Here is a 12,337-nt window from a genome sequence, read left to right as displayed (position 1 = left end):
TCAGAATCGGCACCGCCGCAATCTTCAGCCAGCAGGTCAGCTTTGTTCAGGAATACAACGATGTAAGGTACACCAACCTGACGGGACAGCAGGATGTGCTCACGGGTCTGAGGCATTGGGCCGTCAGTAGAACCACATACCAGAATCGCGCCGTCCATCTGTGCAGCACCAGTGATCATGTTTTTAACATAGTCAGCGTGGCCCGGGCAGTCTACGTGTGCGTAGTGACGGTTCGGAGATTCGTATTCTACGTGGGAGGTAGAAATGGTGATACCACGCTCACGCTCTTCAGGAGCATTGTCGATACCGTCGAACGCTACCGCTGCACCGCCCCATACTTCGGAACATACGCGGGTCAGAGCCGCAGTCAGAGTGGTTTTACCGTGGTCAACGTGACCGATAGTGCCAACGTTTACGTGGGGTTTTGAGCGTTCAAACGTTTCCTTTGCCATGACCCTGTCTCTTTGTCAGTGTGGTTATCGTTTCTTTGTTACATACACAAAAAGGCAGGCCGCCGGCCTACCTTTTTCTGAATAATGGTGCTGATACCCAGAATCGAACTGGGGACCTCATCCTTACCAAGGATGCGCTCTACCGCCTGAGCTATATCAGCGAAATTTGGAGCGGGTAGCGGGAATCGAACCCGCATCATCAGCTTGGAAGGCTGAGGTTCTACCATTGTACCATACCCGCTTATTCAGAAGACTTGCCGGGACAATGGCCACACAGCTCGCCTGCTGGCTCCAACAACCCATTCCTGCGGGTTGTTAAAAGTGGTGGTGGGGGCTGGATTCGAACCAGCGAAGCTTTCGCGTCAGATTTACAGTCTGATCCCTTTGGCCGCTCGGGAACCCCACCGAAGTGGCGCGTATTATGTTGATGAGAGGAATACCTGTCAACACTTTTTCGCTTATTTATTATCAACTTACGAATTTACAGCAAAAACGGCGCCGATTGTGCAGATTACGTACAATCAGCCTGCCTGACTGCATTCAACCAGCTCCCAGCTGATCTCTTTATCGCCCGCCTGAATGCGCTCACGCATGCGCTCATTAAGTTGTGAAACTTCGATAACCTCAACCCAGTATTCGCGTACCGACTTGGTAACCACCAGCACTTCTACCGGTATTCCGGAACTCTCCACATCTTTCTGCAGGCCATAGGCCGACTCTTTATTGCGGAACAGGCCCAGTGAAACACCTTCTGCCAGATCACCCTGGGTAATGATGTAGCTGTCGAATTTCCGCTTCTGCAGCTCCTTTAAAGTACGCAGGGCTTCTTCGCGGGTGGCCCGTGGCGGAACATGCACCCAGTATTCAGAAGGCTCACCACTGGCGATTTCAACAATATTAATCCGTCCGTGCAGACTCAGTGCCGTTACACGCGCCAGCAGATGGCGCGCATCCAGTTCATCGGCATAAGGGCCAGCTACGTAGCAGAGCGAATCACGGTGATCGCTGGTTGCGCGCGGAGCGGCAGGCTGCAAACTATCTCCGGCCTCACTAACAAGCTGCAGGCGCTTGACCGACCCTGGAATTTCCAGTGCGCCAGGCGGCGCCGCATTAACTTCACCCTGCTTTTGCCAGAACGTCGCCAGCAACAGCAGGTTGCCAAACACTAAGGTAAAAAAGATCCAGCGCATAAGGAATCCATACCATCAAATACAAGATCAGGCCGGTACTCACAGCCCAGCTGTGTTGCCAACCATAAACCATCGCCACCGGTAACAACCAACAGATGCTGTGGATAGTCCTGCTGCACAGAGCGCACCAGTGCAACCTGCTGGCGGTAAACGCCGGAGCTGACACAACCAACAGTGTCCCGCCCCGGCAACAACTGCTGAGCAGCCTGCTCGTCATTATAAGGACGCACACGCTGCGTACTGTTAAACAGCGCCTGCTGCGCCAGCTGTAATCCGGGGACAATAAAACCACCGTCATGGTGATTGCCTGCTGACATTAAATCAACCGTCAGTGCGGTACCGGCATCGGCCACTATTAATGCAGAAGAACAATGACAACGCGCCCCCAGCATAGCCAGCCAGCGGTCGACTCCCAGCCTTGCCGGGTCAGGGTAACAATGCACAAACGCAGGGTAAGCGCTTACCGGCTGCGCCAGCCAGTGCAGTCTGGCGCCATAATGCGCATGCAGACTCTGATGCAGCCCGCTATTGTCGCGCACACTGGCAACCACAACACGGTCACATTGCGCCGGGAAAAGACGCCCCACTTCAGCATCCGACATCTGCGCCAGATCGGTATGAGCAACGCCCCCCTGAGCCTGCACAACACCAGCCTTGCGCCACTGCCATTTTATGCGGCTGTTGCCGGCATCAATCAGCAGGACGGACACTGAGCTCTCCGGCATTAATAACTTCAATCCCGTTATCCGTCTGCAGCATTAATTCACCTTTACGGTTAACGCCTTTTACCCTGCCGCGCTTTTCATGAGCGGCGGAGATGATGCGCACATCCTGCTGATGGTAAATATCACGTTCCGACCAGTATTGCTGATAGGGAGCAAAACCATTGCGCTGAAACTCATCCACAACGGCAAGCAACTCATCAAGAATGGTGGCGGCCACTTCATTACGCGACAGATCCGGCTTAAAGCTGCGCAACTCGGCCCAGGGTTGTTCGATACTTTCCGCATCGCTGTTGCTGAGCGCCAGATTGAGTCCTACACCAATAACAACCTGACAATGGCTGCTGTACTCACCGGTCACTTCCAGCAAAATGCCGGCGAGTTTTTTTCCGTCAGCGTAAACATCGTTCGGCCATTTCAGACCAATGCCATTAATACCCAATCGGGCGAGTGCTTTTTCGACCGCAATAGCCGTCATCAGACTTAACCCTTCGAGGGCAGCCATACCGCCGGCAAATGAAACCAGCAGTGATAAATAAATGTTTTTACCAAAGGGGCTGACCCACTGCCGGCCACGGCGGCCGCGACCACTGACCTGCTTTTCAGCCAGCACGGCATAACGCTTACCCATATGATCGCCGGCACGTTCAAACAGATAGGTATTGGTAGAACCAACATCCAGCAGAATTTCCAGAATATCGAGACGCTGACTCAGGGTTTGCTGAATACGCTCTTTGTCCAGCAACTCAATAGCATCCTGCAGGCGATAACCTTTCCCTTTAACGGACGAATAGGGAATATTCAGCTCGTCGAGTTTTTTCAGTTGCTTCCATACCGCAGCGCGGCTGACGCCCAGCTTTTCGCCCAGCTCTTCGCCGGAATGAAACTGACCATCCGCAAGTAATTCAAGAATCCTGTTGAGCATAGTGCTACCTCCGCGCTGCAATATACCCGATCAGCCTGCCCCACACAGCACACCATAATAAGAAGCAGGTAATTTTACCGGCTGCACAGCGACAGCGCTTTCAGCCATACTTTATACAATCCGGATAATCAGGAACCGCGCACGCCGGTTCACCATCAGAGGCAACCATGGTCAATCCCCTGCTGATACTGTGCCTGTTGATAAGCAGCTCCGCCTTCGCCGCCGAAGCGATACGGGTTCAGCCACAGCGGACCGCTGTTGATGGCAGCTACCTTTATTACACCGACCTGTTACGCCTTGTGCTCAGTAACACCAGCAAAGAGTATGGCGATGCCGAACTGGTCAGCATCAGCCGCCTGACCCAGGCGCGGGCATTTCAGGCGCTGCACGATAATCTGATCGATGTGTTCTGGGCCGGCACCAGCCGCGAACGTGAAGTCTTCGTGCAACCAATCCGCATCCCCCTGCATGCCGGCTTGCTTGGTTTCCGTATTCCGGTTATCCGCAAAGCCGATCAGGCACGCTTCGATGCCCTGCACAACCTCAGCGACCTGCAACAGCTAGGCGCCTGCCAGGGTGACCACTGGCCGGACTCGGACATCCTTGAAGCCAACGGTTTTAATGTACAGAGAGCAACCAAATTTGAAGTGATGTACCAGATGCTGCAGGCCGGCCGTTGCGACTACTTTCCGCGCGGTATTAATGAAGTCTATGCCGAGGTCAGCCACGTCAGCCGTAATGATCTGATGGTCTACGAACGCATCATCCTCAACTACCCATTTCCGATGTACTTTTTTGTCAGCCATGACAACCCGCGCCTTGCCGAACGGCTGACCAAAGGTATGGAACAACTGGCCGCCAGCGGTGAACTGCTGAACTTCCTGCAACAACATCCGACAACGCGTGACATATTCCCCCTCAGCCGGCTCAGCAACAGCTGGGTTATTCCACTGCACAACCCGCTTCTGCCCGAGCTGACCCCCTTGTCCAACAAACACCTGTGGATTGAACTTCCCTCCAGCACCAAACAGTCACCAGCCACTCCCTGAGTCGCTCAATCAGCTGCCAGCCTTTGGCCCGGGTTCTTCTCACATCACCAGAAAAAATGTCCGGTATAAAGAATATGCGTTCTCTCTATGCAGACAGCGCCGGTGGCCGGAACTGACTCGCCCATAAGAATGAGCGCCGCGGCACACGCAGTGCGGGATACAGCCGCATGCTGGCAAAAATACTGGTAAAAAATTGATCGAAATCAGGGCATCTGAAACCACCTTGTGAGCCTGAAATACAGCATCACCCCCACCGGGCCTGCATTGCGACTAAAGCCCAACATGTGTATAAAACGCCCGTTTGAATCTTGGCCGGCAGACACAATGAGCCACAAGCTCGCGCTGGCAGGCACCAACAGTGCCGAACTGTGTACAGATTTTTACCTACAGGCGAAATCGAATGGCAACAAACAAGGTAGATGTACTGCTTGTTGGCGGCGGGGTTATGAGTGCCACTCTGGGCACCCTGCTCAACAAGCTTGATCCTTCCCTCCGACTGACCATGGTGGAACGCCTGGATCATGTCGCACATGAAAGTACCGATGGCTGGAACAATGCCGGTACTGGCCACGCAGGCTATTGCGAGCTTAATTACACTCCGGAAAACGAGCAGGGCGATGTCGAAATCAACCGCGCCCTGACCATCAATGCCAACTTTGAAGTGTCCCTGCAGCTGTGGACTTCTCTCGTTGGCAGCGGCGACCTGCCAGCACCGGACAACTTTATCAATACAACCCCGCACATCAGCTTTGTCTGGGGTGAAGATAACGTTGCTTTCCTGCGCCAGCGCTGGGAAAAGCTGTCCGCGCATCATCTGTTCAAAGATATGCAGTACAGCGAAGACCACGATGTGCTGCGCCAGTGGATGCCACTGGTGATGGAAAACCGCGACCCTGCTGAAAAGATTGCCGCTACCCGTATTAACTACGGCAGCGACGTCGACTTCGGTTCCCTGACCCGCAATCTGGTCGAAACGCTGAAAAAGCGTGAAGCCTTTGAGCTGCTGCTGAACCACGAAGTCAGCGAACTGGAGCAGAACAAAGACGGTAACTGGAAAGTACGCCTGAAAGACCGCACCTCCGGTAAGAGCAAAACCATCGAAGCCGGTTTTGTCTTCCTTGGTGCCGGTGGTGGCGCCCTGCCGCTGCTGCAGAAATCCGGCATTCCGGAAAGCAAGGGCTACGGCGGTTTCCCGGTTTCCGGTCAGTGGCTGGTCTGTAAAGACGAAGCCACCGTTAAGCGTCATTACGCCAAGGTCTATGGCAAAGCCGCGATCGGTGCGCCACCGATGTCGGTTCCGCATCTGGATACCCGCATCATCAACGGTACTCCGGCGCTGCTGTTCGGACCTTACGCTGGTTTTACCACCAAGTTCCTTAAGGCCGGCTCCAAGCTGGACCTGATCAAATCCGTACGTGCCAATAACCTGCTGCCGATGATGGACGTGGGTATGAACAATATGGATCTGACCAAATACCTGATCGGTGAAGTGCTGCAATCCCACGAAGACCGCATGAAATCCCTGCGTGAATACTTCCCGGGCGCAGACTCCGGCAAGTGGACACTGGCCGAAGCCGGCCAGCGTGTACAGATCATCAAAAAAGACGCCAAAGGGCGCGGCAAGCTGGAGTTCGGTACCGAACTGGTGGCTGCCAAAGACGGCTCGCTGGCGGCTCTGCTGGGTGCGTCACCCGGTGCTTCGGTTGCCGCGCAGGCGATGATCGAAGTGATCGAACGTTGCTTTAAAGAGCGTCTGGAGAACGGCTGGAAAGCCCGCCTGCAGGAGCTGGTGCCATCCTATGGTGAATCCCTGGTCAACAATGCCGAACTGCTCGGCAGCATCCGCCAGAACACCCTGAGCACCCTTGGCCTGCTGCGCGATTAACGCGCGCAGGTCAGCTGACAATTTCAAGATAATCCAACAGGAGTTTTACCTATGTTGATTGGTGTACCTAAGGAAATCTATCCTGGGGAAGCCCGGGTCGCCCTGATCCCAGCCGGGATTCAGACCCTGCTGACCGCCGGCTTTGAAGTCGTGGTACAGGAAGGCGCAGGCGATGGCGCCCACTTCAGCGATGAAGAATACCGCAGCAGCGGTGCCAGCATCGCCCCGACCGCTGAGTCGCTGTACGAGCAGGCTGACATCATCCTGAAAGTCCGTCAGCCACTGGACAGCGAAGTGCCACTGCTGAAAGAAGGCATCACCCTGATCTGTATGCTGGATGCCTGGTTCAACCAGCCACTGATTCAGCAACTGGCTGAGCGCAAAGTGCGTTCTTTCGCGCTGGAATTTATTCCGCGTACCACCCGCGCGCAGTCTATGGACGTACTCAGCTCTATGGGTGCGATCTCCGGTTACCGTTCAGTACTGACTGGCGCTATGGCACTGCCACAGTACTTCCCGATGCTGATGACCGCTGCCGGTACTATTCACCCGGCGCGTGTATTCATCATTGGTGCCGGTGTTGCCGGTCTGATGGCCATCTCTACCGCCCGTCGTCTGGGCGCTGTGGTTGAAGCCTACGATACCCGTGCGGAAGTCCGTGAACAGGTTGAATCCCTGGGTGCCAAGTTCGTTGAATTCGACCTGCCACAGGAAGAAGGCGGCGCCACCGGTGGTTACGCCAGCGAGAAGTCTGAAGAGTTCTACCGCAAGCAGCGCGAACAGATGACCGCCAAAGTATCCCAGGCGGATCTGGTTATCACCACCGCGGCGATCCCGGGCAAGATGTCTCCGCGCCTGATCACCAAAGAAATGCTGCACTACATGAAGAAAGGTTCTGTGATCGTTGACCTGGCTGCCGAGCGTGGTGGTAACGTCGAAGGCACTGTGGCCGGCGAAAAAGTGTACGTCGATGGCGTTACCATCATCGGTTACACCGACCATCCGGGCCGTGTACCTGTGCATGCTTCTCAGCTGCTGACCAAAAACATCTCCACCTTCCTGCTGAACATGTCCAAAGAAGGCGTGCTCAACGTGAATATGGACGATGACATCGTGGCCGCCACTCTGATTACCGAAGACGGCGAAATCAAACACGCGGGCCTGAAAGCCCAGATCGAGAAGGAATAAATCGGATGGAAATGTTCATCATGAGCCTGACCATTTTCGTACTGGCGATCTTCGTCGGTGTGGAAGTGATCAACAAGGTACCCCCTACGCTGCACACCCCGCTGATGAGCGGTACTAACGCTATTTCCGGCATCGTCGTGGTTGGCGCCATCCTGAGTTCCGGCGGCAGCGAGCACACCACTGTGCTGTCTACCGTGCTGGGCGTCGCCGCCATCATTCTGGCAACCATCAACATCGTGGCCGGTTTTATGGTAACCGACCGCATGCTGAACATGTTCAAAAAGAAATAAGGTAGCGGGACACAATGGAAATTCTGATTAACTTAGGTTACCTGGCTGCCGCCGTACTCTTTATCTTCGGCATCAAAGGCATGACCACTCCGAAAACCGCCGTACGCGGTAACCAGATGTCGGCTATCGGTATGCTGGTTGCGGTGATTGCTGCGCTGCTCGACCACAACGTGGTGCGTTTCGAATACATCATCATCGGTATTCTGGTCGGTGGTGCTATCGGTGCCCTGATCGCCAAGAAAGTGGCCATGACCGATATGCCGGAAATGGTTGCCAGCCTGAACGGTATCGGTGGCGGTGCTTCCCTGCTGGTTGCAGCAGCCAACTACCTGGAAAGCCAGAAGCTGGCGGAAATGGGTCAGTTCACTGCCTCTTACGACTGGTCGCTGGCGGTTATTCTGTCGATCCTGATCGGTGCGGTTACCCTGACCGGTTCTTTCGTTGCCGTCGGCAAACTGAAAGGCAAAATCGGCGACAGCAACAAAGTTATGCTGTTCAAATGGATCGTTAAACTGTGCTTCCTGGTTCTGATCAGTGGTGCGGCGTACTTCGCCATTGTTGATCCGCTGAACTCTGACATGCTGGTTGCCGGTCTGATCATCATCTGTCTGATCCTGGGTGTTTCTCTGGTAATGCCAATCGGCGGTGCGGATATGCCGGTTGTGGTATCCCTGCTGAACTCTTACTCCGGTCTGGCCGGTGCCGCTGCCGGTTTCGTACTGGGCAACAACGGCCTGATCATCACCGGTTCTCTGGTGGGCGCGTCCGGTATCATCCTGACCACCATCATGTGTAAGGCGATGAACCGCTCCCTGACCAACGTTCTGTTCGGTGGCTCAATGGCCGCAACCGCTGGCGTGAGCAAGTCTGAGAACGATGCTTTCTACGAAGGCAAAGTGAAGTTCTCTTCTGCTGACGAACTGGCGATGCTGTTAGACGGCGCGCAGAAAGTGGTCTTCGTTCCTGGTTACGGTCTGGCCGTTGCCCAGGCACAGCACGCTACCCGCGAACTGGCCAACATGCTGGAAGCCAAAGGTTGTGACGTGAAATACGCCATCCACCCGGTTGCCGGCCGTATGCCTGGCCACATGAACGTACTGCTGGCGGAAGCCGAAGTACCGTACGATCAGCTGGTTGAGATGGACACCATCAACCCTGAGTTCTCTCAGACCGATGTGGCCATCGTGCTGGGCGCCAACGACGTGGTTAACCCGGCAGCCTCCAAAGACCCGGCGTCGCCGATCTTCGGTATGCCGATTCTGGACGTACACAACGCCAAGACCGTTGTGGTCGTGAAGCGTGGTCTGTCGCCAGGTTTCGCCGGTATCCCGAACGAACTGTTTATCCGCGACAACAGCCTGATGGTATCCGGCGACGCGAAGAAAGTTCTGCAGGAAACCATTACTGCGCTGAAAGATCTGTAAGACGCTTCAGTACGCAGAAACAGAAAAGCGCCCAAAGGGGCGCTTTTTTTATGCCCGGTTTATAGCCCGGATGGCTCTTCAGCAACGGGCAACGCCGCGCGGCGCAGTGCTTTGGGGGACTGTCCGAACCAGCGGTGGCAGGCGCGGGTCAGTGAGCTTGGGTCGCCGTAACCGAGCTGCAGGGCAATGTCGGTAAGGGGAATCTGGCTGTGCGGCAACAGGCTGAGCAGCCGCTCGCGGCGCAGGTTATCGACAATATCTTCAAAGCGCATACCCAGCGCCGCCAGCTGGCGCTGTAACTGGTGGCGGGGCATCTGCAGCTGACTGGCAATAACCGGCAGTGTGCAGTTTCCCGTTGCCAGCGAACGCTCCACCAGCGTGCTGACCTGCTGACCGAGATCAAGGGGCGAACGCTGAATCAGATAACGCACAGTGCGCGCCGCGGTTTCCTGCAGATCGCGGTTGGCCGAGTCGATCGGCAGCTGCAGCAGGCTGGCAGGAAAGCGCAGACTGTCTTCCGCCTGCTGCAACGCCACCGGGCAACCCAACAAACGGCGATAACGGGCCAGACTGAGCGGCGAATCGTGCTGAAAGCCGAGCTGCCAGTCGCGCCCTTCGCTGCGGCTGATCATGCGCATAAAGGCCAGCGATACCGCATAGGGCAGCTCGGTCACATGGCGCCGCACTTCGCCCTGCAAGATCAGGTTATGGCGCAGACGCAATACCGCGTCATCACCTTCCAGACTGACACTGAGGGTCAACCCCGGTGAGTGGTAAGGCATATAGCGCCCCACCAGCTCCAGCGCTTCACCAACACAACTGGCGTGCTGGGCCGCCAGGGCAATTGGTCCGAGCACCGACAGGTTCTGCCGGGCCGCCAGCAGAATGCCGAAGTCGGGCTTATTCAGCGCCGCGGCGGCATCGCTGATCAGCCCGGCAAAAGCACGTAAAGGCAGGCTGAACTGCTCATCTTCCAGCTGACGCACGGTTAAGCCTTTCGCCGCCAGCAGCGCAGCCGCATCGCCCCCCAACTGCTTTACCAGAGGTACAAATCCGGTCAGCGCGCGGGTTCTTACCAGAAACTCTGCAGGCGTCATCTTGTATCCAAATGCCAAGTAAATGTTGCCAAATGCCAAGTAATTAAAATGGCCCAATGGGAACATGACAAGCAATAAAACGAATAAAAACAAGAGGACATACCCATGATTGGCCAGTATCAGGACATCCTTGCCATTGAACAGGCACCCCAACCCAATGCCGGACTGGCAAGCACTTATCAGCTGCTGCAGCAAAGCGCACGGCAGTTTGGCCCCGAGCCGGCGCTGAGTTTTTTCTTCGATGTCGATGATCACCACCAGCCTCTGCGCTGGAGCTACCGTGAACTCTTTGCCGACATCACCCGCGCCGCCAACCTGTTTCGCCGCTTAGGTATCGAACGTGGCGATGTGGTGGCCCTGATTCTGCCCAACCTGCCGGAAACCCATATTGCCATGTGGGGCGCCGAGACCGCCGGTATCGCCTTTGCCGTCAACAACCAGCTGGAAAGCACGCAGCTGAGCGAGCTGTTGCGCGCCGCCAAAACCCGCTGGGTTGTCACCGTTGATGCCGGCATCGATGCCGATATGTGGGCGCGTACCGCTCAGGCCTGCGCCAGCCTGCCAGAACTGCAGGGCATTCTGCGCGTCAGCGGCCAGCGTTATGGCATCAGCCCGGTGCCGGCGACGATGAGTAATGAACTGCCGCTGCTGAGTTTTAACGACCTGCTGGAAGCGGCGCCGGCCGACGGCCTGCTGTTTGATGCGCCACAGGCTGACGATATTGCCGCTTACTTCTGTACCGGCGGCACCACCGGCCTGCCGAAAATTGCCCGCCACAGCCAGCGTAACGAAGTGATCTTCGCCGGCCAGCTGAATGCGGCTGTCGGCGGTTCGATGCTCGGCCGTGGCCGTACGGTGCTGACCGCCCTGCCGCTGTTCCATGTCAATGCGCTGCTTGGTACCGGACTGGCCGCCTTCGCCAGCGGTAGTCATGTGCTGCTGGCCGCGCCGGCGGGTTTCCGCGCGCCGGGGCTGATTCCGCGCTTCTGGGAAATCGTCGCCACCCACAAGGTGAATGGTTACTCCGGCGTGCCAACCATCTATGCCGCGCTGCTGCAGGTGCCCTTTGGCGACTGGGATATCAGCTCGCTCAGTGCCGCCATCTGTGGTGCCGCGCCGATGCCAGCAGAACTGATCCGCCGCTTTGAGCAGCAGTGCGGGCTGCGCGTACTGGAAGGCTATGGCCTGACCGAAGGCGTCTGCGCTTCGTCGGTCAGCCCGGTCAAAGGCGAACTGCGTCCGGGCTCTATTGGTATGCGCCTGCCGTGGCAGGATATGCGCGCCATGGTGCTCGATGAACAGGGGCAGTGGCTGCGTGACGCTGAAACCGACGAAACCGGCGTGATCTGCATCAGCGGCCCGAACGTATTTCAGGGCTATCTCGACGAAGCCCATAACCACGGTGCCTGGTTCACCACGCCTGACGGTCAGCGCTGGTTTAACACCGGCGATCTGGGCCGTTGCGATGCCGAGGGTTTCTTCTGGCTTACCGGCCGCAAGAAAGAGCTGATTATCCGCGGCGGCCACAACATCGACCCGCGCAGCATTGAAGATGCCCTGGCCGCTCATCCGGCGGTGGCGATGTGCGCCGCGGTCGGTCGTCCGGATGCCTATGCCGGCGAACTGCCGGTGGCCTATGTACAGCTGCGTCAGGGCGTCAGTGTCAGTGATGACGAACTGCTGGAGCACGCGCGTCAGCACATTGCCGAACGCCCGGCGATACCGAAAGAGCTGATCTTTGTCGATGCCCTGCCGCTGACCGCCGTGGGTAAAACCTTCAAACCGGCACTGGTGATGCGGGAAGTCGAGCAGACGGTACGGCGTGAAGCTGCCGCTCTGGGTCTGGTGCTGGAACAGGTGGATGTGCAACAGGAGCCGAAGCGCGGCATCGTCGCACGCTATCGCTGTCATGCTGACAGTCAGGCTCTGGCCGCGAATCTGGCTGCTGATCTGGCCAAAGTGCTGGCCGGCTATACCTTTTGCAGCGAGGCTGTTCACTGAGCCCTGAATCAGAAGCCCTGGGTCAGAATCTCTGAACTGAAACGTATCGCCCGGAGTGACCTGTCACTTCCGGGCTATGCCTTGCTATCCCTCAGGCGCAGAACAGGTTGCCCT

At 56.6% G+C, this 12,337-nt stretch carries 11 protein-coding genes and 3 tRNA genes; 6 read left to right on the top strand and 8 right to left on the bottom strand.

What is annotated here, in order from left to right:
- The 7 genes from LGT44_RS16185 to birA all read right to left on the bottom strand — a co-directional run.
- The coding region (locus LGT44_RS16185) for a GTP-binding protein (protein WP_230333653.1) at positions 1–452 on the bottom strand (452 nt) is incomplete at its 3' end.
- A gap of 85 nt (positions 453–537) precedes the next feature.
- Positions 538–613 (bottom strand) — tRNA-Thr (locus tag LGT44_RS16180).
- Between the two features lie 6 nt (positions 614–619).
- Positions 620–693: transfer RNA gene (locus tag LGT44_RS16175), tRNA-Gly, on the bottom strand.
- 81 nt (positions 694–774) lie between these two features.
- Positions 775–858 (bottom strand) — tRNA-Tyr (locus LGT44_RS16170).
- A 115-nt stretch (positions 859–973) separates the two neighbouring features.
- Complete coding sequence (locus tag LGT44_RS16165; protein ID WP_145468067.1) at positions 974–1,642, bottom strand: SPOR domain-containing protein; 669 nt, start codon at positions 1,640–1,642, stop codon at positions 974–976.
- Positions 1,618–2,352, bottom strand: a complete 735-nt coding sequence (locus tag LGT44_RS16160; RefSeq protein ID WP_230330998.1) for a type III pantothenate kinase — start codon at positions 2,350–2,352, stop codon at positions 1,618–1,620. The genes LGT44_RS16165 and LGT44_RS16160 overlap by 25 nt, the downstream gene beginning before the upstream one ends.
- On the bottom strand, positions 2,333–3,289 hold the full coding sequence (gene birA / locus LGT44_RS16155; RefSeq protein WP_230330997.1) for a bifunctional biotin--[acetyl-CoA-carboxylase] ligase/biotin operon repressor BirA: 957 nt from the start codon (positions 3,287–3,289) through the stop codon (positions 2,333–2,335). The genes LGT44_RS16160 and birA overlap by 20 nt, the downstream gene beginning before the upstream one ends.
- A gap of 167 nt (positions 3,290–3,456) precedes the next feature.
- On the opposite strand from birA, the gene LGT44_RS16150 reads away from it, so the two are divergent.
- The 5 genes from LGT44_RS16150 (at position 3,457) to LGT44_RS16130 (ending at position 9,125) form a co-directional block, all read left to right on the top strand.
- The gene (locus tag LGT44_RS16150) at positions 3,457–4,338 is read left to right on the top strand and encodes a substrate-binding periplasmic protein (protein WP_230330996.1); all 882 of its coding nucleotides are present in this window, start codon (positions 3,457–3,459) and stop codon (positions 4,336–4,338) included.
- A gap of 400 nt (positions 4,339–4,738) precedes the next feature.
- Complete coding sequence (mqo, locus tag LGT44_RS16145; RefSeq protein WP_230330995.1) at positions 4,739–6,223, top strand: malate dehydrogenase (quinone); 1,485 nt, start codon at positions 4,739–4,741, stop codon at positions 6,221–6,223.
- Between the two features lie 51 nt (positions 6,224–6,274).
- Positions 6,275–7,411: a Re/Si-specific NAD(P)(+) transhydrogenase subunit alpha gene (locus LGT44_RS16140; RefSeq protein WP_230330994.1), complete on the top strand. Its 1,137-nt coding sequence runs from the start codon at positions 6,275–6,277 to the stop codon at positions 7,409–7,411.
- Positions 7,412–7,416: 5 nt separating this feature from the next.
- Positions 7,417–7,701 (top strand): NAD(P) transhydrogenase subunit alpha, encoded by a 285-nt coding sequence (locus LGT44_RS16135; RefSeq protein WP_225691014.1) that lies wholly within the window; start codon positions 7,417–7,419, stop codon positions 7,699–7,701.
- 14 nt (positions 7,702–7,715) lie between these two features.
- Positions 7,716–9,125, top strand: coding sequence for an NAD(P)(+) transhydrogenase (Re/Si-specific) subunit beta (locus LGT44_RS16130; RefSeq protein WP_230330993.1), 1,410 nt, complete (start codon positions 7,716–7,718; stop codon positions 9,123–9,125).
- Between the two features lie 59 nt (positions 9,126–9,184).
- Here LGT44_RS16130 and LGT44_RS16125 read toward each other — a convergent pair whose 3' ends face one another.
- Complete coding sequence (locus tag LGT44_RS16125; protein WP_230330992.1) at positions 9,185–10,222, bottom strand: AraC family transcriptional regulator ligand-binding domain-containing protein; 1,038 nt, start codon at positions 10,220–10,222, stop codon at positions 9,185–9,187.
- 105 nt (positions 10,223–10,327) lie between these two features.
- Here LGT44_RS16125 and LGT44_RS16120 point away from each other — a divergent pair, with 105 nt between their 5' ends.
- Complete coding sequence (locus LGT44_RS16120; RefSeq protein ID WP_230330991.1) at positions 10,328–12,223, top strand: acyl-CoA synthetase; 1,896 nt, start codon at positions 10,328–10,330, stop codon at positions 12,221–12,223.
- The last annotated feature ends 114 nt before the right edge of the window (positions 12,224–12,337 follow it).

Source organism: Thalassolituus alkanivorans (assembly GCF_020447205.1).
GTDB classification, from domain to species: domain Bacteria; phylum Pseudomonadota; class Gammaproteobacteria; order Pseudomonadales; family Oceanobacteraceae; genus Venatoribacter; species Venatoribacter alkanivorans.
The sequence above is the reverse complement of the archived record's forward strand: the minus strand, read 5'-3'. Positions and strand labels throughout refer to the sequence as shown.